At 24.9% G+C, this 20,557-nt stretch carries 22 protein-coding genes and 1 riboswitch; of the genes, 9 read left to right on the top strand and 13 right to left on the bottom strand.

The window, feature by feature from the left end:
* The 3 genes from IC758_RS13090 to IC758_RS13100 all read right to left on the bottom strand — a co-directional run bounded on the left by IC758_RS13090 (position 1) and on the right by IC758_RS13100 (position 4,302).
* Positions 1-1,827, bottom strand: a complete 1,827-nt coding sequence (locus IC758_RS13090; protein ID WP_413926664.1) for a diguanylate cyclase — start codon at positions 1,825-1,827, stop codon at positions 1-3.
* Positions 1,828-1,910: 83 nt separating this feature from the next.
* Positions 1,911-3,752 (bottom strand): GGDEF domain-containing protein, encoded by a 1,842-nt coding sequence (locus IC758_RS13095; RefSeq protein ID WP_227860517.1) that lies wholly within the window; start codon positions 3,750-3,752, stop codon positions 1,911-1,913.
* A gap of 130 nt (positions 3,753-3,882) precedes the next feature.
* The gene (locus tag IC758_RS13100) at positions 3,883-4,302 is read right to left on the bottom strand and encodes a DUF3785 domain-containing protein (protein ID WP_227835353.1); all 420 of its coding nucleotides are present in this window, start codon (positions 4,300-4,302) and stop codon (positions 3,883-3,885) included.
* Between the two features lie 325 nt (positions 4,303-4,627).
* On the opposite strand from IC758_RS13100, the gene IC758_RS13105 reads away from it, so the two are divergent.
* On the top strand, positions 4,628-4,810 hold the full coding sequence (locus IC758_RS13105) for a hypothetical protein (protein ID WP_227432649.1): 183 nt from the start codon (positions 4,628-4,630) through the stop codon (positions 4,808-4,810).
* Positions 4,811-5,142: 332 nt separating this feature from the next.
* Positions 5,143-6,159 carry an alpha-hydroxy-acid oxidizing protein gene (locus IC758_RS13110; RefSeq protein WP_227860518.1) on the top strand — a complete coding sequence of 339 codons (1,017 nt, stop codon included), beginning with the start codon at positions 5,143-5,145 and terminating at the stop codon, positions 6,157-6,159.
* A gap of 209 nt (positions 6,160-6,368) precedes the next feature.
* On the opposite strand, the gene IC758_RS13115 is transcribed toward IC758_RS13110, so the two are convergent.
* From IC758_RS13115 to IC758_RS13125, 3 genes are all read right to left on the bottom strand, one after another.
* Positions 6,369-6,962 carry a peptidoglycan-binding domain-containing protein gene (locus IC758_RS13115; RefSeq protein ID WP_227860519.1) on the bottom strand — a complete coding sequence of 198 codons (594 nt, stop codon included), beginning with the start codon at positions 6,960-6,962 and terminating at the stop codon, positions 6,369-6,371.
* A gap of 64 nt (positions 6,963-7,026) precedes the next feature.
* Positions 7,027-8,046, bottom strand: a complete 1,020-nt coding sequence (locus tag IC758_RS13120; RefSeq protein ID WP_227860520.1) for a M56 family metallopeptidase — start codon at positions 8,044-8,046, stop codon at positions 7,027-7,029.
* Positions 8,039-8,413, bottom strand: coding sequence for a BlaI/MecI/CopY family transcriptional regulator (locus tag IC758_RS13125; protein ID WP_255612849.1), 375 nt, complete (start codon positions 8,411-8,413; stop codon positions 8,039-8,041). The genes IC758_RS13120 and IC758_RS13125 overlap by 8 nt, the downstream gene beginning before the upstream one ends.
* Positions 8,414-9,128: 715 nt before the next feature.
* A riboswitch (cyclic di-GMP riboswitch) is annotated at positions 9,129-9,225 on the top strand.
* Between the two features lie 48 nt (positions 9,226-9,273).
* Here IC758_RS13125 and IC758_RS13130 point away from each other — a divergent pair.
* On the top strand, positions 9,274-9,450 hold the full coding sequence (locus IC758_RS13130) for a hypothetical protein (protein WP_227824151.1): 177 nt from the start codon (positions 9,274-9,276) through the stop codon (positions 9,448-9,450).
* 418 nt (positions 9,451-9,868) lie between these two features.
* On the opposite strand, the gene IC758_RS13135 is transcribed toward IC758_RS13130, so the two are convergent.
* Positions 9,869-10,093: a hypothetical protein gene (locus IC758_RS13135; RefSeq protein ID WP_227824152.1), complete on the bottom strand. Its 225-nt coding sequence runs from the start codon at positions 10,091-10,093 to the stop codon at positions 9,869-9,871.
* Positions 10,094-10,533: 440 nt separating this feature from the next.
* Between IC758_RS13135 and IC758_RS13140 the strand changes: the two genes are divergently transcribed.
* The 5 genes from IC758_RS13140 to IC758_RS13160 all read left to right on the top strand — a co-directional run bounded on the left by IC758_RS13140 (position 10,534) and on the right by IC758_RS13160 (position 13,196).
* Complete coding sequence (locus tag IC758_RS13140; RefSeq protein WP_227824153.1) at positions 10,534-11,856, top strand: sensor histidine kinase; 1,323 nt, start codon at positions 10,534-10,536, stop codon at positions 11,854-11,856.
* A 42-nt stretch (positions 11,857-11,898) separates the two neighbouring features.
* Positions 11,899-12,486 carry an accessory gene regulator ArgB-like protein gene (locus IC758_RS13145; protein ID WP_227824154.1) on the top strand — a complete coding sequence of 196 codons (588 nt, stop codon included), beginning with the start codon at positions 11,899-11,901 and terminating at the stop codon, positions 12,484-12,486.
* 12 nt (positions 12,487-12,498) lie between these two features.
* Entirely contained in the window at positions 12,499-12,642 is a 144-nt protein-coding gene (locus IC758_RS13150; protein ID WP_227824155.1) for a cyclic lactone autoinducer peptide, read from the top strand.
* A 98-nt stretch (positions 12,643-12,740) separates the two neighbouring features.
* Positions 12,741-12,926 (top strand): hypothetical protein, encoded by a 186-nt coding sequence (locus tag IC758_RS13155; protein WP_227860521.1) that lies wholly within the window; start codon positions 12,741-12,743, stop codon positions 12,924-12,926.
* 63 nt (positions 12,927-12,989) lie between these two features.
* Complete coding sequence (locus IC758_RS13160; RefSeq protein WP_227824156.1) at positions 12,990-13,196, top strand: IS3 family transposase; 207 nt, start codon at positions 12,990-12,992, stop codon at positions 13,194-13,196.
* A gap of 112 nt (positions 13,197-13,308) precedes the next feature.
* On the opposite strand, the gene IC758_RS13165 is transcribed toward IC758_RS13160, so the two are convergent.
* Together IC758_RS13165 and IC758_RS13170 are read right to left on the bottom strand one after the other, a co-directional pair.
* Positions 13,309-13,704: a hypothetical protein gene (locus IC758_RS13165; RefSeq protein WP_227824157.1), complete on the bottom strand. Its 396-nt coding sequence runs from the start codon at positions 13,702-13,704 to the stop codon at positions 13,309-13,311.
* 775 nt (positions 13,705-14,479) lie between these two features.
* Entirely contained in the window at positions 14,480-15,853 is a 1,374-nt protein-coding gene (locus IC758_RS13170) for a cell wall-binding repeat-containing protein (protein WP_227824158.1), read from the bottom strand.
* A gap of 171 nt (positions 15,854-16,024) precedes the next feature.
* Here IC758_RS13170 and IC758_RS13175 point away from each other — a divergent pair, with 171 nt between their 5' ends.
* Positions 16,025-16,852 carry a site-specific integrase gene (locus tag IC758_RS13175; protein WP_227860522.1) on the top strand — a complete coding sequence of 276 codons (828 nt, stop codon included), beginning with the start codon at positions 16,025-16,027 and terminating at the stop codon, positions 16,850-16,852.
* A 104-nt stretch (positions 16,853-16,956) separates the two neighbouring features.
* Here IC758_RS13175 and IC758_RS13180 read toward each other — a convergent pair whose 3' ends face one another.
* The 4 genes from IC758_RS13180 to IC758_RS13195 all read right to left on the bottom strand — a co-directional run bounded on the left by IC758_RS13180 (position 16,957) and on the right by IC758_RS13195 (position 20,270).
* A complete protein-coding gene (locus IC758_RS13180) occupies positions 16,957-17,967 on the bottom strand; it encodes a biosynthetic peptidoglycan transglycosylase (protein ID WP_227432644.1) in 1,011 nt (336 codons plus the stop codon).
* Positions 17,968-18,094: 127 nt separating this feature from the next.
* Positions 18,095-18,601, bottom strand: coding sequence for a PolC-type DNA polymerase III (locus IC758_RS13185; RefSeq protein ID WP_227432643.1), 507 nt, complete (start codon positions 18,599-18,601; stop codon positions 18,095-18,097).
* A gap of 158 nt (positions 18,602-18,759) precedes the next feature.
* A complete protein-coding gene (locus IC758_RS13190) occupies positions 18,760-19,431 on the bottom strand; it encodes an MORN repeat-containing protein (protein WP_227835345.1) in 672 nt (223 codons plus the stop codon).
* 332 nt (positions 19,432-19,763) lie between these two features.
* Positions 19,764-20,270, bottom strand: coding sequence for a flavin reductase (locus IC758_RS13195; protein ID WP_227824161.1), 507 nt, complete (start codon positions 20,268-20,270; stop codon positions 19,764-19,766).
* Positions 20,271-20,557: the final 287 nt, after the last annotated feature.

Below are 20,557 nucleotides of genomic sequence, written 5' to 3' on the forward strand. Positions count from 1 at the left end.
TTATAGTATATACTGATTTCTACCTGCTTTTTTTGATTTATATAGGTTTTTGTCTGCATCTTCAATTAATATCTCGACATCTTTTCTACTACGACATCTTTTTATACTTACTCCAGCACTTATAGTCACATAGTTTTCTACTTTAGAGTATATATGTTCAATTCCTTCAAATTCAAGAAGTTTAAAAATTCTTTTAATATATATTTCTATCTTATCAATCTCTTCAACATTTATTGATTTTATAGAATCTACTAGTATTAAGATTTCCTCTCCTCCATATCTAATTATGTGTTCAGTAATATCTATAAATACATTTTTTATAATGTCAGTTACTTTAATTATAACTTTATCTCCTGCTGGATGACCATAGTTATCATTATAGCTTTTAAAATAATCTATATCAATCAATATTGCCATCATATTTTTATCTCTATCTTCATTGAATAAATTCAATTGTTGTTCTAAGTATCTTCTATTATATAGTCGAGTTAGTCCATCAGTTAGAATATCATTTTCCAATTTCTTATTATTATCTACAAGTAATCTTAAACTTTCTTGTTTTTGTCTTAATTCATATTGTTTATGAATACCTTGTGATGTTTTATAAGAATTGTTTTTTTCCCACTTATCTGAATACCAATCCATACTTTTATAATATTCAATCGCTAGTTTGAACTCTTTTTTCAATTCATATCCTTTTGCTATTAGGCCATAAAATATCGACAGTTTTTTAGGATTTAATGAACTTTTTTTAACTAAGTTTAAACCTTTCAAATAATATCTTATTCCTTCATCTACATTGTTAAATTTTATATATAAATCTCCATATAACTTATAAATATAATCTAATTTAGAATTATATATAAAAACATCTCCAAAACTTTTATATATGTTTTTTGATAAAATCAAATATGCATTTACTCTTTCAAAATTACAAGTATCTTTCTTTAACTCTATTTCGGCTGAATATAAAAATATGAATGAGTACAAATAATCTTTATATACGCCTTCAACAACATCCATCAGTTCTATAGTTTTTTCTAAAACAACTTCTGCTTCTTTATTCATATCTTCTTTTAAATATGCCCATATAAGGTCTATTTTTATTGCTACTCTTTCAGTTAAACATACTGAATTATTATTATGTGCAACATCTAGTGCATTTTTTATATACTTTATGGCTTCTCTGTTATTCCCACTTTCTAAATAACAGAGGCTTATTATACATTTGCAAAAAGCTTCTATAGAATATAGATTATTTTCCTGGGCTAATCTTAGACATTCAATCAAATACTCCATACTTTTTATAAAGTTGTTAAATAAGTATAGATATACCCTACCAAATATATAATTTGCTCTACTTACAAGAACTTTATTTTTTAATTTTTTAAAAAAAGATACTTCCTCTACTAAGAGTACTACTTCAGATTTAGTTTTATATAGTGCACTTATTTCTACACATAAACTCATATTAAACAAAACCAATAATTCATTCAAACGTTGTTGTTTTATAATTTTTTTGGCTAAAAAATAAAAATGATTTGCTTTATCGTATTTTTTTATAGAAATAGCAGATAGAGTAAGATAAATATAAATCTTAGATATTATATCTGCATCATCTTTTAGTGATAATTGTTTAATATCTTTTAGTGAAACTATCAAATAATTATACGATGCTTCTCTATCTTTTTTTACATAGTTTATTAGACTAATTAAATATAAAATATAGACTCTATCTTTAGCATCTATTTTTGTATTTAAAAGGTCTTTGTGATAATCCAAGATGTAGTTTAAATCGGTCAAATTCAGATAGAACTTAGTCAACATATCATATTCTATCTTTTTTATATTTCTCTTTAAATCTTCTATTAAACTCCCTTTCAAGTAAATCACCAATCCTATTTCAAGAGTTAAAAATTCTTAAAATCATAATAATGCAAACATCTATTTCTTCCAGTTTGTTTTGCTTTGTATAAGGCTTTATCCGCATTTTCAATTATTTCACTTATATCTATACTACTATTTTTACAAGTATCAATACCAATACTAATCGTCAAATCATCATTTAAGAATTTTTTTACAACCTTACATAACTTTTTTCCAAATACTTTGCTTTTTCTATAATCTTTGCATATAGACAATATTAAAAATTCCTCTCCTCCATACCTTATAACAGACATGTCCTCTTTTAAATATTTTTTTATTATCATAGTTATATTTTTAAGAGCAATATCTCCATTATAATGACCATGAGTGTCATTGTATTCCTTAAAATAATCTACATCTATCATAAATGCAGAACTGTACTCACTAATCTCTTGTTTTTCTAAGAAATTATTTAAATATGCTCTATTATAAGCATTTGTCAAAGGGTCGATGTATTTTTTCTTATCTAAATCGAGTTTTATTTTTTTCATATTATTTATTTCTTTTTCGATATGTTCATGTCTATAATTTAAGGAGTCTATATAATTTCTATTCCTAGCTTTCATATACATCTGTTTTAACTCATAGTACATTTTAAAGTATCTCATACTCATTTCATAATCTTGTATCTTCTCAAAACACATGTGTATAGTTTTATATGCTTCTTTCACATAATTATAATTTTTAGCTTCTTTAGCCTTTTCAAGAAGTTTTTTACTTGTAATCAAGGACTTTTCATAATCTTCAAATATATAATATATATTAATCTGATGATAAATCACTTCTAAATCATATATTATATACTCTTCTACATTATTTATGTTATTTAATAAACTTTTAGCCCGATTTAAATAACAAGTTGATTTCTCAAATGATTTTTCATTACTTTCTGCATAGTACATAGCTAGATTTATACATAAGTCTAATTTTTCTACTTCTTTTAAATCTTGATTCTTAAATTTTTCCAAATATACTTCAGATTTTGCTAAATTATTTATAGCACCTGAATAGTCTTTAGTTTTTATTAATAATTTAGTTATGTTATTTGATGCTCTATACTTTTGAATTATATTTACGTTTGTATATTTCTTATTCTTTATTACTTCATTAAAGTATCCTCTTGCTCCTTCATAATTTTCAAAGGAACATTCACATTCCCCTAGCTTTATATCGCATAGTGAGCATACTTCTATATCTTTTGATAACTCTGCATATTTTCTTGCTTTTAAGAAATTCATTTTAGCAATTAATGCATCATCTAAAAACAAAAAATATATCTTACCAATTATAAAAAAATATATTTTTTTACAATTAAAATCATTAGTTTCTTTTACTTTTATATATAAGTCTTCTATTTCCTTAATTATTATAGAAGAATCAATACATTTACTTGCTTTAATATAAATCAATTGAGATTCAAAGATAATTTCTTCCACTAAAAAATTGCTCCCCTTACAAATAAGATTAAATTTATCTATATATAGATCTGCTCTATTTACATCTTCATTCTTTAAACTTAAAATGGCTATTTGTGAATAAAATCGTGCTAAAAACACATAATCTTTAGGTAAGTATTGTTCAATATATTTACAGGAAATCAAAATATACTTTTTCATTTTTTCACTAAATCCTTGAATACCATACAGTAAAGCTAGCAAAAAATTTAATTTTAATAACATTAAACTACTTTGTTCAGTTTTGTAGGAATTAATTGAATTGTTAATTTCATCAATTCTTTTTTCAAAAAAGTTATCATTATTTAATAGTTTTTCATTCAAGGTCAGCTTAAACATTGAATCTAAAATTATACTATCTATATCTTCCAAATATTTATTATATATTGTAACCCACCTCCGACTTTCATTATCTCACAAATTTAGTAATTTTCCATACTATTTTTAAAAAAAGTCGGTGTCTTAATTTAGAAATTTCTCCTAAATTAAGACATAAATTACACTAAACTATACAATTTTCTATTTGAATTATATAATCTTGACAATTTTCGCAAATTATCACACTTACAATGTAACTATTATCAACTTTATTTGCTCTTGATAATTTATTAAAAGACATCCCTTTATAATCACTAGATATATTACTTATTACATATTTTCCATCCTTACTAAAAATATAAAAATGATATTCTAAAAACGGAAAGAATTTTTTCTTTTCTTTTACACCCTCCAAGCATAATGGGCATGCTTCTTGATAGTATTCTATATCAAAATCAACATCTTCTGATTCATTAAGTATCTCAATTATTTTTGGAATGCTTATTCCTTGAATTGGACTTTCCTCATCATTTATTAAAGCACTGCAATTATCTTCTTTTAATAAATATTCCTTGTCTTCATATATAAACTTGTACAAACTCATATTATATCCTCCTAATAATTATTAATCTCCCAAGTTATTCTACCACTTAAACATTCTTAATAAAAGTAATTGTTATATAATTTTATAATATTTCTTATTAAGTAAGTTATATACATATATTGTATACATATAATTTACTTAATTATCTTAAAACCCAACTTTACGTTTTGAACATCCAGTTTTTCAAAACCTATTGTCAAAATTCACTTTACCTATTAATATAAGTATATGAATACAGAGATTGAATATAGATGTAACACACTTAACTATTTTATAAGATACGATTTAGTATCAAATTTTATATATTGTATAGGGGGAGATACAGATGTATAAAGATAAAAGTGATGAATGTATACACTTAATGACTGCATATATTGATAGCATAAGTGGATATTATTCATTTATAGACACACAATTAGATGACTTTATGGTGAAGTATGGTGAAAACATTGTTGATTCAAATTTACATAGCATAATGATGTTGCTTTGTAAATGGGGATTAGCCTAACATTTCGAGCAACTTTTTTGTATATTGTATTCTATATTATTTATTCATTGATAAAAAAGAAATTGACATAAATTTAAAGGCTATATATAGATTAAAAAAATCTATATATGGCCTTTTTGAATTTTAATAAATATCCTATATATATACTATATCAACAAAAACAATTTAAGTTTATTTATCTAATATGCTATAATTTACTTACCTACAATAATAAAAATATCTAATATGTATTACTCAGTTTAACTAATCACAATATCATCTCTTCATTTACAATTAAGATATTTTCAATATAGTAATACTCAATTTTAATATAATGAAAAGGAGAATTTGATATGAACTATAATGAATTATTAGAATCTGCTAGAGATAACTTTAATGGAAAGTGTAAAGTCTGTAAGATTTGTAATGGATTAGCTTGTGCTGGAAATGTTCCTGGCATGGGAGGAAAAGGAAGTGGCTCTTCTTTTATAGAAAATAGAAGAAGCTTGGAAAGAGTAAAAATAAATATGAGAGTAATACATAATGTTTCAAATCCAGATACTACTATCGAGTTATTTGGTAAAAAAATGAGTGCTCCTATATTTGCTGCACCTGTATCAGGGACTATGTTAAATATGGGTGGTAAGATTTCTGAAAAAGAATACATAGAACCTGTTGTTAGAGGTTGCTCTAACTCTGGAATATATGCCATGGTTGGCGATACCAATGTAGATACTTTTTTATTGGATAATTTAGGCGTTTTAAAAGATAGTGATGGAGATGGAATTGTATTTATAAAGCCTTGGAAAAATTCAAAGATAATAGAAAAAATTAGATTATCTGAAGAGGCTGGTGCTTTTGCAGTTGGTGTAGACCTTGATGCTTGTGGATTAATTAATAATCAGCTTCAAGAAAATCCTTTTTCACCTAAGACAGTTGAAGAGATTAGAGAGTTGGTTGAAGCGACTAGATTGCCTTTTATAATAAAAGGGATTATGACTGTGGATGATGCTTTGATGGCTGTAGAGTCTGGAGCTAGTGCTATTGTTGTTTCAAATCATGGTGGACGAGTTCTTGATTATACTCCTGGTACTTGTGAGGTGCTTCCAGATATAGCTAAGGCTGTAAAAGGAAAGATAACTATACTTGCTGATGGTGGTGTTAGAACTGGTGTTGATGTGGTTAAGATGCTAGGTTTGGGTGCTGATGCTGTTTTGATGGGAAGACCTTTTGTTACTGCTTCTTTTGGTGGAGGTCTTGATGGTGTTGAGTTTTTTATAGATAAGGTTAGGAATGAGTTATGTGAGACTATGATTTTGACTGGTTGTCAAGAGGTTAAGGACATTGATGGTAGGGTTATATGGAAGTGATATTTCAATAAATAAAATTCCAACTAGCTATTAGTGGTAATAATTTTGTTAGTATCTACAATGCTAGAAAATATAGTAAAATTTTTTATATTTATCTTATGTATTCATATACTTCTATAGAGTTTATTTTTCATTTAATAAGAAAACTTCCTAATTAATATAATTTAATTCTATATTAATTAGGAAATTTTAATAAAATTTAATATTTACTATAGACGTACTCCAAATGCACTCCAAGTTGATTTTCCAACTATGCCATCAGCAGATATTCCAAATTCTCTTTGACAAGTTTTAACAGCATTATATGTATCATTTCCAAATGCACTATCTGTTTTTACAGGGTGATTTCTAATACCTACTAAAAGTTGTGTTAGATGTACTGGATTACCACTTGTTGTGTGTCCATAACCAACTGTTTTTTCAGTTGAAACAGTATATGATTTTTTTCCAGTTACTCTAAAACTAGACACATAGTAATCAAGCACATACTCTCCATAAACATATCCATACGTACTTCTTGTAATAAGATAAGTACTCGCAAGTTGCTCAGGAATAAATATGTCATCATCAGCCTTAGGAGTAATATTTAATTCTCTACATGTTTCTTCATATTCTTCTTTTACTTTTTGAGGTGCATTTTCATATGTAAAATCATAACCTCTAATTGTAGCACTCGCTACAGGTTCACCTAACTCTTCATAATTTACATTATTTTCATCAACAGGGCTAGCAAACGAAATACTGCTAAAAGCAAGTACTAATATACTTGTAATAACTAAAGTTTTTTTTAATCTTTTTAACATAAAACCTCCTTAATTGATATATTTTTATTAAATATTTATAAAAATCTTATTTTAAAGATTTTTATTACTCATAATCATATCCTATTCCTCTTGTAAATCCTCTACTTGCTTTATCTGGCAAATTTGAAAACACATTTGAATTAATAAAATCAATTGACTCAAATTTTAAAAAGGTAGAAGCAGAAAGCAAACATAAGATCACTATTAAAAAAATACCTTTTTTAGTTTTTCTATCAATTATACTATCTAACCTTCTCTCAAGATTCGTCTTATTAAATTCTGTAGTTAAAATCCCATTCTGATAATTTTTACTTAGCTTGATAGACTTTATAAGTGCTAATGCATATTCTTTCTTCTCTTTTAAAGAAGAATCAGACAAAACACTTTCATCACAACATAACTCACAATCGATATTTAATCTATTACTCATTATATAAACAAGTGGATTAAACCAATATATTATTTTCACAGACAGTACTAAAAACTTTATTAAAATATCTTTGTTTTTAAAGTGCATCAATTCATGTCTTAAAATCCAATTTAACTCATCCTTACTATAAGGATAATCTGGTAAGAATATGTACGATTTAAACAATCCCATACCTGCTGGACTTATCAGTTCATCAGAACCTCTTAATTCAACTTTCTTTTTTATATTTAACTCTTTCAATAAATCTTTATACATACAGTTAACATCATCATCTTCTATATCATAAGACACATCAACAACAAAATTTTTAAATTTTGTATACTTTATAAAAGTGTAAACTACAATAACTATAGTTACAAATATCCATAAATAAGCTAAATACAGCATAATATTGTCATTTATTGGATCATAAATATTAGAAATATTATTGTGAAATGAATTTCCTCTATATGTCTTTGAATCATGTATTATTGTATAGTTAAACAAAAAAAGCAACATTCTAAAGACTATTACTAACCAAATATAATAATTGAACTTTTTACTAAAATTCTTAAATAAATATCTTTTCAAAAATAATAATAGACAAATACCAAGACTACATACAATAGTTGTCTGTATAAGATTTTCAAAAACTTGTATCATATAACTATTCATCCTTTAAATTATCAAAGTAATTTTCTAGAAAATCCAGCTTATTTTTATCTATAGCTTCATCCTCATGTAAAGCTGAAATTAAACTGACCAAAGAATCATTATGTATATTACTTAGGAAATCCTTCGTCTCAAAGTTTAAGTATTCCTGTTGCTTAACCACTATTGTGTAATGTGTATATCTATCTATTTTTTGAGCATATAAGAATTCTTTTTTTACTAGTCTTGATAAAAGTGTCAGTGTTGTAGTTTGTTTCCATCCATATTCTTGCTCCATTGCTTCAATAACATCTTTTGATGTCACTGTAGCATCTACTCTCCAAATAAATTTCATTACTTTCAGTTCTGCTTGTGGTATTTTTTTTATCATGATTTACACCTCCCCCAAAACTCTTTCTAACATAATTCTACAACAAGAGAATTTTTTAGTCAAATACTTTATGAAAAAATTGTGAATTTTTACATTTTATGTTAATTTTCTAATCTTTTTTAAAATATTATAAGTTAGATTTAATAATATAATTCATTAAATTTTTATTATATTATTAATAACGACAATATATTAATATTTTTTATCTTGAGTAGTATCTAATTATGAATATTCTTTTTTACACATAAAGAACATTATAATACTTTTTTGGGAAATAAACTAGACTAATCTTTAAATCACTTTTGATATTAAATTTTTATGTATATTTTTTAAAAAGCTTTTGTTTCAAAGCTAAAATACTTTCTTTGTTTTATTACCACACTATAGTGTAAGTCAATTTATGCATAAATAAATTCTATCTCAATAGAGTCTTATATGCAAGAGAATTAAAGCAAACCTTTTCATCCAATTTTTACCATATAAGCTTTTTAAAATTCTTCTTTTTTCATATCCTATCATTTCCTAAAGCTTTTTCTAGCCTAAATTAATAATAGGCACTTTTTAACACACAACCATATAGAAGTATTTCCATATAATTTATCCATTCATTTTATTTTTTTGAGCAAAATTTATTTCACAATTTAAAATATTTTTTATTTTCTCATAATAATATTGAATAATGGATTATATTCTAGTATTATATAGGTGTAGAATAAAACTAAATCGGCAAAACTAGAGAAATTTAGTGACGCAAAGCTATAGGGACTAAGACTTATAAAGTATCTTATGAGTTATGTCAGCCAGTTGCCAAAAAGATATTTTCTTTTTGTTTTTATGAAAGTTTTTTAGGGGGATGTAAAATGTTTATGGAGAAAATAGATACGTGTACACATGTATTAGCTGCTTATATTAGTAGTTCACATGATTATTGTAATTTTATAGATACACAGTTAGATGATTTTATGCTAGAGTACGGAGAAAATGTAGTAGAATCATATTTATACCAAGTGATGTTCTTAATAAATAAGTACAATTAGATAGATTTTATTTTCTAGAAAATCCTTTTTAGTTTTATCTACTTTTAAATAGTCTTACAATAAATGATACAAATTTAATTCAAATATATTTATTTTTTATAAAATTCGATATAATGAAGATGTAAAATAACATCAAAAACAAAAAAAGAAACTACAATCTATTGCTCTAGAGTGAAGTTTCATAACCAATCATAGTAAGTTATTTTTTTTATAACACTCAATTTTTATATCAAGCTAAAAATCGCTCTTTCACTAAGAATGACTTTTTACTTTTTGAGAAATAATATATATTTCTTAAGAAAAAATAGATGTATATAAATCTAGCTGTTAAAATAACACTCTAAATAAAAATTTCCTCATTTCTCCAACTAATTTCTTATTAATAGATTGACTGTAGAATATAAAACTATAAATATTTTCAAGAATATATAAAATAATTTGCCACCAAATTACAACTTATAGTAGCAATATGGTGACAAATCAAACTTTTGTTATATTCTATATTTTTAGCTTTCAATAACTCTTCCTTTATAAAATTCGCATCTAAACCACATAAATCTGAATATTCAGATTTAAAGTATGGTATAGAATTTATTAAATCACTTGGCTCTAAATTCAACTCAATTTCTTCTTTTAACAACATCAGCTTTATCCCCTGAATTTTTTATAAATTCTAAATATTCAAAACATTAATTTTTAATATAAAAACACTTCTCTAAACTTATTTTATCATAAAGTCTTATTCATAATATATTCATACGACAAAAATCATTCGACAAAGTAAAAAAATATACACTAAAAGCACTCATATAAAAAGAGTACTTTTAGTGTATGTTAATGTATATATCTAATACAATTATAACTTGTCTTATGTTTTAGTATGATAATTTTTGTTCGTTTTAATATTACAATATGTATTATAGTTTTACTCATTTAGATTAATAATCAAATATATATATAATATTTAGCGACTTTATCCAATGATAATTTATTTTATGATATAATTATTATAAAATTTCAAATCATTTTCGTATTGTTAAATGAAATTTATTCAAAATTACTTAAGTTATGGAGAGTTTTATTATGTTAGATATGTTTATAACAATTATTTCTTCTGTTATAGAAATTTGGGTGTGCAAAAAAGTGTTTGATTACACAAGTAAAGTAAAAACTAGTTTAATAAATTTATATTTTTTAATTTCAACCTTTATTATTATTTCTACTTTCTATACTAATGTTGGTGCTGATAATAGAATATTAATATGCATTTTTGTAATGTTTATTTTTTATAAATTAAATTATGAGGTTAATATATCCAAATGTTTAATAGTTTTGTTTTCTTACTGGGCAATATTGGTGTGCATAAATGCATTAAGTATGATAGTGATAGTTTCAATAAATAATTTGAGTTCTATGAATATTTTATTAAATGATAATTTTTATAGATATGAAACTATAGTTTTAGGAAATATAGTTCTTATTGCTCTATTGTACATTTATAAATTCATATCTAACGATTTGCAAGTGACTAAAAGAGAAATTTATATGTGCATACCAATAGTAGCAAATATGATATCATTTTTTATATTTTATAAATATATCTTAAAACTTCTAGATATTTCTTCTACTACCAGATTAGATATCTTAATTATGGTACTATTATTAACATTTTCTAATATAGCATTGATTTCTAGCCTAGTTAAAATATTAAAAAGTAATAAAAAATATATTGAATTAACTAAACTACAGGAAAAAATAAATGCTGAAAATAAATATTATAGTAATATAAAAAAATATTACATTAAAACAAAAGAACTAAACCATGATATGAAAAATCATCTTATTTGTATTAAGGAAATGAATAAAAAGAATATTGATACTAGTAATTACATAAATAACATAGAAAAAAAGCTTGATGAATATAGTACTGTATTTGATACAGGAAATATTACTTTAAACATTATATTATCAGAAAAAAAAGAACTTTGTATAGAAAAAGGAATTGATTTTAGAATTAATATAAACTTTAGTGATTGTAATTTTATTAAAGAAGAAGATATATGTTCTATATTTGCAAATGCATTAGATAACGCAATCGAAGCTTGTGAAAAGATTAAAAATGGTGATAAAAAAATCAAATTGCAGGGAATGATAGTAAATAGATTCTTTGTAATAAAAATTACTAATACAAAATCAAATGATATTTTATTGAAAAAGAATACTTTTTTAACTACAAAAGAAGATAAAGAATTTCATGGATTAGGAATAAAAAGTATAAAAAATTCTTTAGAAAAATATGGTGGTGCAATTTCTATAAATTTCTCTGAAAATTTATTTTATTTAAATATGATGATACCAATTGGAAAATCACAAAAAGATTCAAATATTGCATATGAGAATAGTTGATATCCATAATTTATTAATAAAATTATTTAAGGAGAAAGTTAAATGATAAAATCTTGTGCTGATAAAATAGCTTTTTTGTTTGTTTTAAATCAAGTAATAGAAAAAGATGATTTAGAAATCTGTTCATATGGGTTAGAGATTTTACTATCTTCTATAATAAATACTTTAGCTTCATTAATGATAGGTTTGGTATTAGGTAAATTGATTTATTCTATAGTATTCTTAATATCTTTTTGCATAATAAGACAATTTTCAGGTGGCTATCATGCAAATAGCAATAAAAACTGTATCCTAATTTTCAATAGTATTTTTTTTATCTCTATGGTTTTGGGAATAATTTTAAACAATTCTAATCCTATTCCATTATTTTTAGTGATATTGTCTAGTTTTAACTTTATAGGCATTTTTATTTTTGCTCCAGTATGCCATGCTAACAATCCACTGAATGAAATAAAATATAAAAAAAATAAGTTAATGTCAAGAATTATATCTATAACTTTATTCTTGACTATTCTTCTAGGATGCAGATACTTATCTATTTACAATTATGTTGTATACACTTTTTTAGCTCTATTTTGGATAAATTTATTGCTAATTATTCAAATCGTTATAAATAAAAAAATAATATAAGGAGATGTTAACATGAAAAAAATTCTATATCATTTTATGAAAGTATGTGGTGTATTAGCTATGTTTGTAGCATTTTTATCTGCAAACACAACTTCTCTGTGGCATGTATATCAACCAAAAACACCAGAAAAACTAAAAAATTCTAAAAATCACTAAAAAGAAGGTAGCAGCTATCTTGAACAGCACCCTATTTAGTAGACACAGTAAACAATATACTGTAAAATTCTACTAAATGGGTCACAGATATAACATATTTGTACTATGGAAAATCTCTTCAGAGAATTTATTTATCTGCTATAAAAGATTTATACAATAATGAACTCATTTCATATGAAATGAGTTCTACTTTAGATGTTAAATTTATACTAGATACAGTTACTAAGGCTATAAATAACCTTTCTGATTCAGATAAGAAGTCACTATTAATTCATAGTGATTAAGGGTTTCACTACACTTGCTGGGATTATAAAAATATCTTGAAAATAAATAATATTACTCAAAGTATGTCTAGAAGAGGAAATTGTTATGATAATGCCTATATGGAAAATTTCTTTGGTCATCTTAAAAGTGAAGAGATCTACTTAAATTCGTATACTTCAAGAGATGATCTAGAAACTGCTGTTCATAGCTATATACGTTGGTATAACTATGATAGATTACAATCTAAATTAAATAGCAACACACCTATAGAATATAAGCGTGCTGCTTAAAAATAACTATCTTATTAAAAACTGTCTACTAAGTAGGGTTCAGTTCAACTACTCTTCTATCCACTTAGTTAATATGAAGCATATTAATATTATTTTTTTAGAATACATTAAATCAACAAAATGACTTTAATATATTTATTAGATATTTTTCGCTCTCAATGCTTAAAGCTTTCAAATATACACAATAAGAGTTTTCATTCGTAAAAATTTCGATAATATTATCTTGTTTATTTACACTTACTATATCTTTAAATTTGATATGATTTTTAGTATTTTTACTTCTAAAAATATATTTATCATCAATCAAAATATCATCATCTGTAATTGAAATATAAAGTTTATTTTTATACTTTATTAAAAACTTATATGTTTGTTCAATATAAAAACCTGCAAGAAATAAGAATAGAAAAGTTACTTTGAATGCACATATTATTGAAAATATTATTACAAGAATACTTATAATATATATTTGTTTAAAATAACCTCTATCAAGATAATTTATCAGCATTGAAAACCACTCCTATTATTATCTTATTTACATTTCACTTAGTTAATGTAAAAGCTCAAAATAAATTCAAAAAATATTACTTATAACTTAGTATTTACAATCCTTACAGTATTTATTTTCAAAATATCAGTCACTGCACATTTATATATTTATTATATCATAGTTTCTATAATCAGAATTTTAGTTCGCTGATTAAATTACTCATAGAAAACAAATTTTTTAACATTATTAATAATTTATTTTTAAATTTTAATTGTAGGAAACATAGTAGTTTAAACTACTATGCTATCTACTTAGTTAATATAAAACGCAGGATGATTGTCGTATTTTTATAACAATAAATACAAATTTACATACCACATAGTTAATATAAAACCCCAAAATAGATTGAGCACTTTCAAAACTTTAAGTCACATAATCCTTTTAAAATTGCAGTGAGCGAGTAATAGTGTTTTTTGACACTTCACAAAAAACCTATATAGTACAGTAAATTCAACGACTGCGAACAAACCATCAAAAAAAACGAACACTGCAAAATCTCTATATATTTATTGTACCATAAAAGAAGTTCTATTAAATACAAGAATTACATAATAAATTAGATTAAATATATTCAAACAAAAAGAACTTGTGCGAACAATCTTTTTGTTTGAATTCTTGAATTAAATTGTAACAAGTTAATTTATTCCATCTACGCCATTATAAAAAGTCCTCTTCTATGATGGCACAAATAATATTGACATCCTCAACATCTATTAATTTGTATACCAAATAGTTATTTATATTCAAAATAATCTTCTCCATCTTGGTTATAAAATAATATTCTACTTGCCAATCCTTGTTCATATTTATAGTTTTCTTTATCACCTACATAAGAAAACGTCAATGACATACTTCTTGATGGGTCTAATGAAATTATATCTAAATAAATAGTACATTTTTCTCCTGGTTTTAATATACTAAAACTATTAAAATCCATTTTTATTTTAGCATATTGCTCCATATATAATGTTGAATTAGCTTCTCCATAAACCTTTAATTTTGTTATATCTAAATTTTGTGTACTTGTATTTTCTACATTTATAGGAACAGTTGGGTCTTTATATTCTTCAGTATAATATTCAAGGTTTTCATCGTAACATTCAAGATAGCTTCCTTTATCTTTCCAAATTATGTGATTCGAATCAAAATCAATCTTTAATCCACATATTATATTCTTATTTGAGGCTGGAAGGCTAATGTTATTAATTGTATTTTCACACTCTAACATAATTTTATCACTTAGATTTCCTATCCCTGTTACTTTTGTAGCGTTTTTAAGCATATCTTTATTACTTCCAATATCAACTAACGCTATTGGAGTATTTTGAGCTATTGTAGAACCAACAAGCGCATACACTAAATCGGTTCCACTTGCTATGTAAAATTCTTTTGTCCCATTATAGAACTTATTTACTATCTTCTTATTAGTATCATATCTATCTACTCCACCCAATCTAGTTGAATTAGTATCATTTACTAAGTTATCATTCATTGATGAAGTACCACCTATCGCATAACTTTCTATTCCAGTAGTATTAAATGGTACACTTTTCCCATCAGTCAATACTATGGGTGCTTTATCTCTAACAGCCGCAGAAGCAATACTCATAGCATCTGGTTCACCTTTGAAAGCATTAGTTAATATTACCTCACTTACTTTATTAATAGAATTTATTTCTTTTGCTACATTGTAACTTGTCTTAATCCTATTGCTTCCTTGAAGTCTTTTAGTCTCTATTCCTTTATCTTTTAGAAAGGTTTCTGTTGCCTTATCAATAGAACTTTCTCCACCAATTATATACACCTTGTTAGCTTTCTCTACTCTCTTAAGAGTTGCATTTGGTATGTTATTCTTTTTAGTTAAAAGAATTGGCGCATTTGTAGCTCCTGCAAGTCCACTTGCACTTAGACCATCAGCCATAGTACTATCTGCATTTACAAGTATTGCAGTAGTATAACTTTGTTTATCTGCAATAATCCCAGCAGTTTCATATTTATCTGCTCCTTGAATTTTATCAATTTTATCAAGTGCATTTGCAGATACAGGACAACCAGCAACAAACATTGACATAGCTAACCCTAATGATAATAATTTCTTTGATTTCAAAATATCTCCCCCTTTTTTCATGTCTCTCAATCAAATTGTATAACAAACATATATTATATGTTGTCGAAAGTACAAACTATTTCTACTCAATTAACCACATTAAATAACATTAGAATAAATTATTTTCTTATAATCTTATTCTTTATAATATATATAATTATTATAATATAATTGAAGTATTTTACTTTAACCATATTATTTAATTTTGAGAGGAAAAACTTTACGAAAGGTGGCGTAAGAAAACGTGGTAATAAATGGTATTGTTACTTTAAATTAGCCATTGTAGAAGGAAAAAGAAAGAAAATAGAACGTGTAGGTGGAGATACTAAAAAAGAGGCTCAGCCAGCTCTTAGAATAGCTTTAAATGAATATGAAGATTGTGGAAATGTTTTTGACGAGAATAATATTAGCGTATCCGATTTTTTAGATTTTTGGTACAAAGAATATGTAATGCTTAATTGTAAATTTCAGACTCAAAATAATTATAAACGTGCAATAGAAAATCATATAAAACCAAATTTAGGAAAGTACCGATTAAAACTTATAACACCCATGATTATTCAAAAATTTTTGAACGATAAATCTAAAGAAAATTATTCTAGTGGCACTATAAGAGTAATCAAGGGTGTTTTAAATAATTCTTTTAAGATGGCTGTCCATCCATACAGATTTATAAAGGAAAATCCTATGCTTTATGTCAAAATTCCTAGGTACTTTGATTCAGATTGGGTTTGTACCAAAAAAAATGGTTCTCAAATAACATTACATAACTTAAAAAACATGTCACGAACTATAAATAGAGAATTAGGAATAGATTTTAATTTTCATAGCTTAAGACATACCCATGCCACTATGCTTCTTGAAGCAGGAGCAAATATAAAAGATATACAAAAAAGACTAGGTCATAATAAAATTGCCACTACTATGGACACTTATTCTCATGTAACTGATAAAATGAAGACTGAAACAGTGAATATTTTTGAAGGAATTATAAAGTAATTTGCCACCAGATTGTAATTATGGTGGCAAATGGGTGGCAAATCACCTATTTTGTTACATTTTTAGTTATTCAAGACCTTGAAAACGCTACATTCTTTATATTTTTAATCAATTTCTGACTTAAATGGAGTGTCATCAGCTTTTGCTATTCTGTATTCTTTATCAGTTATATAACCAAGTTCATGCATTTTATACAACACAGTCAACTGTCTCTTCTTAGCCTCTCCATGGTCAATATACCTCGCAGGATTATTGGTCATACCCGCAAGCATAGCACACTCAGCTAGGTTTAACTCTCCAACTTTTTTACCAAAATACACTTCAGCTCCTTTTGCAGCTCCATATGCATTTTTTCCTAGGTACATATTATTTAGATACGCTTCAAGGATTTCATCTTTACTCATAATCTTATTCATCTGCTTTGCATTATACATATCCCTTATTTTTCTCTTCATAGTTTTATCATCACTTGTAAGCAGATTTTTTGAAACTTGCATGTCTATAGTACTTCCACCTTGTGTTGTGTCTGTAAACACATTATTAAGTACTGACCTAGCTAAGGAAATAACATCTACTCCTTTATGCTTATAAAATCTCTCATCTTCTATTGAAACTATAGCCTGTTTTAAGTCCTTTGGCATTTGTTTTATACTGACAACCTCACTACTTATATATTTAGACTTAATTAATTTTTTAGTGACTTCAGGTGAACCTTTTATAGCTGAAACTGTAAAAATTGCACCTGCCACTGAAAATATAATAAGTGCCACTAACATAACAGATAATAATGCTCTAGCTATTTTAATTCTCTTTTGCTTTCTTCTTTTTTTGCTTTTTAATTTTCTATCTCTTTGCTTGTACTCAACTCTTCGTCTATCTCTCTGACTATAATCTGTATTTAAAGGTCTTACATTATCTCTTGTAAAACTATCTCTTTTTATAATATTTTGTGAATCTACCTTTTCACTCATTCTTTTACTAGAGGCTGTCTGAGAATTTTTATTTTTTTTACTTGTTGAAGTATAAGAATGTTTAGATTTTTTATTACTATCTTTATTATTACTAACTTTTTTACGTCTTATTTTATTATTATCATCATCATTGTAATAACCCATTTTAGTCTCCCTTCTTTATATAAGGTACATTATACATTGTTCCACAAAATAAATCAAAGAACAAAATTGTAAGTTTAAGGGTCAATTTTATAAAGGATATTTTCACTAATTTTCTCTATATTTGCGATTAATATTCATCTTTTATTTTTAAAAATAGCTTTGCAGTTGCTAAAGTGTCACTATCAGCTCTATGAGCATTTATATTCTCTATATTATAATAAGCACAAGCTGTTTCAAGCTTCTTATTTTTTCCTTTATAACTTTTACATTTTTTTAATAATTCTAGTGTACATATATAATTATTTATTGGCTCTAAATCCAACTTTCTAAGATAGTAATTTAAAAACTTTAAATCAAATTTTGCATTATGTGCAATTATAGTTCTATCACCTATGTATTTTCTAAATCTAGGTAAAACCAACTCTAAAGACTCCTCTTTTTCTACCATTTCATTACTTATGTGTGTCAATTCCGTTATAAATGAAGAAATTATACCCTTAGGTTTTATTAACCTTGAATAGTTTTTTACAATTTCGTCATTTTTTATTTCTGTTACACCTATCTCTATTATTTCACAACCTTTATATGGATCTAATCCTGTAGTTTCTAAATCTACAACTACATATTCTCTCATATCTCTTCTCCTTATTATCAAATGGATATATTTATATTCTATATTTATGCAATATACTAATCAATACTTAATTTTATATGATATATGAAATTTTTACAAATTTTACTAAATATACAGCAGATATTCCATTATAAATAAAGATTATTTTACTATAATAATTAAATTTTTATCTTATTATCATTTAATCTATTTTGATAAACATTATTATTTAATTTTTTATTGCTTAATTCTTTAAAATCTAAACTTTTACATTGTTCATCATTTTCCCATATTCCTGCCTGCTTATTTCCATCACTTTTATATAATACACCTTTGCCATTTTTCTTATTATCTAAGAAATAACCTTTATATATATCATTATTTGGATAAGTTAATTTTCCTAGACCATTTTTAAAACCATCTTTAAATTCCCCTGTATATATTGAACCATCTTTATAAGTATATTTACCTATTCCATGCATCTTATCATCTTTCCATAACCCTTCATACCTTTCCTTACTTGAAAAAATATATGTTCCAAATCCATTTTTCTTCCCATCAATAAACTCACCTTTATATAAGTCTCCATTATCATATTTGAATACTTTTTCTCCCTTTAATTTCTTATCAATATTCTTATTTTTATCGCTATTTCTATCTTGTGTATATGTTTTTTCTCTCCTTGTCTCAATTAAATCTCTATCATAACGAAAACCTTTTTTTGACTTATTTTTTATACTAGTTTTTTTCTTATTAATAAAAACTCTAGCTAATTGAATAAATATAAATGCAGATGATAAACATATAAACACACATACTATTGTTCTAAAATAACTAGTTATATTTTCCATAAAAATCACCCTTTTACTATAAAAATTTATTTAAAATACCTAATATAATATATATTTTTATTAGTTGGCATTTATACTTTTAAGACTATATATTAAGTAAATCTCATTTTAAAAGAATCTCTCTTAAAATAAACTAAGTACAATAAACACAGATAATTAATAGATATGTATGAAATATCCTTGAATACTTCATATAAATATTTCTATACAAAGAAATAAAAAAGATGAACCCTAGAAAACAGAGTTCATCTTTTAATAAAAAAATATCTATTTAATAGTAATTAAAAGAAAATACCTATTTACTATTAAAAATATTTTTTAATTTATTTTATCTATTCTTTTATAAGAACTTTTACAACTTCTGATATATACATAGTATGATAATCTTTCTTTGGATACCACTTTTCATCATTTTCTTTAGCATCAAAGTTTTCTGGTGGCATTGTATCATGATATAATTTTTTACAAACCATAATCATATTAGCTTCTTCAAAGGCTACTGTATCATCTATAAAATATGGTGTAAGTCCTGCTTTTTCTACTTTATTTGTATCTCTACCAGAAATAGTACCACAAATATTTAAAGCTTCTCTGTATTTTTCATCAAAAAATGCAATTGTAAATGTGTCATTATTATCTACAAACTCTTTTGTATATCTCTGTGGTCTTATGTAAGTTGTTACAACATTTTTACTCCAATACACTCCAACACCACCCCAGCTTGCAGTCATTGTGTTAAATTTATCTGAGTTTCCTGCTGTTATAAGTAACCACTCTTTACCAATTTTAGTGAATGGATTAAACTGTAGTTCTTCAATTTTTACTTCTTTAAATCCCATAACATCATCCTACCCTTCATCTTTTAATAAATAAGTCATTTGTTAAAAATTTAAATATATGCACTTTTATAATACAGCTTTCAAGATTATTTTCCATATTCATGTAAATTATAATACAACAAATCAATTACTTTCGCAAGAAGTAGTTTTTATATTTTTTAATCATAAAATGTCAATAAAATATATTAATTATAAAATATATAATACATTTATTAAATTTAGAATACTATAATATTAAAAATGTAGAAAGCATATATACTTTCTACACTTATTACTATTTTATATAT

Source organism: Clostridioides sp. ES-W-0016-02, from assembly GCF_020641035.1.
Lineage (GTDB): Bacteria > Bacillota > Clostridia > Peptostreptococcales > Peptostreptococcaceae > Clostridioides.

Excerpts from the sequence above, each read along its gene's own strand:
- IC758_RS13105 (WP_227432649.1), top strand. The coding sequence starts at position 4,628 with ATGTATAAAGATAAAAGTGATGAATGTATACACTTAATGACTGCATAT.
- IC758_RS13110 (WP_227860518.1), top strand. The coding sequence starts at position 5,143 with ATGAACTATAATGAATTATTAGAATCTGCTAGAGATAACTTTAATGGA.
- IC758_RS13140 (WP_227824153.1), top strand. The coding sequence starts at position 10,534 with ATGTTAGATATGTTTATAACAATTATTTCTTCTGTTATAGAAATTTGG.
- IC758_RS13165 (WP_227824157.1), bottom strand. The coding sequence starts at position 13,704 with ATGCTGATAAATTATCTTGATAGAGGTTATTTTAAACAAATATATATT.
- IC758_RS13185 (WP_227432643.1), bottom strand. The coding sequence starts at position 18,601 with ATGAGAGAATATGTAGTTGTAGATTTAGAAACTACAGGATTAGATCCA.
- IC758_RS13115 (WP_227860519.1), bottom strand. The coding sequence starts at position 6,962 with ATGTTAAAAAGATTAAAAAAAACTTTAGTTATTACAAGTATATTAGTA.
- IC758_RS13130 (WP_227824151.1), top strand. The coding sequence starts at position 9,274 with ATGTTTATGGAGAAAATAGATACGTGTACACATGTATTAGCTGCTTAT.
- IC758_RS13120 (WP_227860520.1), bottom strand. The coding sequence starts at position 8,046 with ATGAATAGTTATATGATACAAGTTTTTGAAAATCTTATACAGACAACT.
- IC758_RS13125 (WP_255612849.1), bottom strand. The coding sequence starts at position 8,413 with ATGATAAAAAAAATACCACAAGCAGAACTGAAAGTAATGAAATTTATT.
- IC758_RS13090 (WP_413926664.1), bottom strand. The coding sequence starts at position 1,827 with ATGTTGACTAAGTTCTATCTGAATTTGACCGATTTAAACTACATCTTG.
- IC758_RS13150 (WP_227824155.1), top strand. The coding sequence starts at position 12,499 with ATGAAAAAAATTCTATATCATTTTATGAAAGTATGTGGTGTATTAGCT.
- IC758_RS13160 (WP_227824156.1), top strand. The coding sequence starts at position 12,990 with ATGTCTAGAAGAGGAAATTGTTATGATAATGCCTATATGGAAAATTTC.
- IC758_RS13195 (WP_227824161.1), bottom strand. The coding sequence starts at position 20,270 with ATGGGATTTAAAGAAGTAAAAATTGAAGAACTACAGTTTAATCCATTC.
- IC758_RS13145 (WP_227824154.1), top strand. The coding sequence starts at position 11,899 with ATGATAAAATCTTGTGCTGATAAAATAGCTTTTTTGTTTGTTTTAAAT.
- IC758_RS13190 (WP_227835345.1), bottom strand. The coding sequence starts at position 19,431 with ATGGAAAATATAACTAGTTATTTTAGAACAATAGTATGTGTGTTTATA.
- IC758_RS13135 (WP_227824152.1), bottom strand. The coding sequence starts at position 10,093 with ATGTTGTTAAAAGAAGAAATTGAGTTGAATTTAGAGCCAAGTGATTTA.
- IC758_RS13180 (WP_227432644.1), bottom strand. The coding sequence starts at position 17,967 with ATGGGTTATTACAATGATGATGATAATAATAAAATAAGACGTAAAAAA.
- IC758_RS13100 (WP_227835353.1), bottom strand. The coding sequence starts at position 4,302 with ATGAGTTTGTACAAGTTTATATATGAAGACAAGGAATATTTATTAAAA.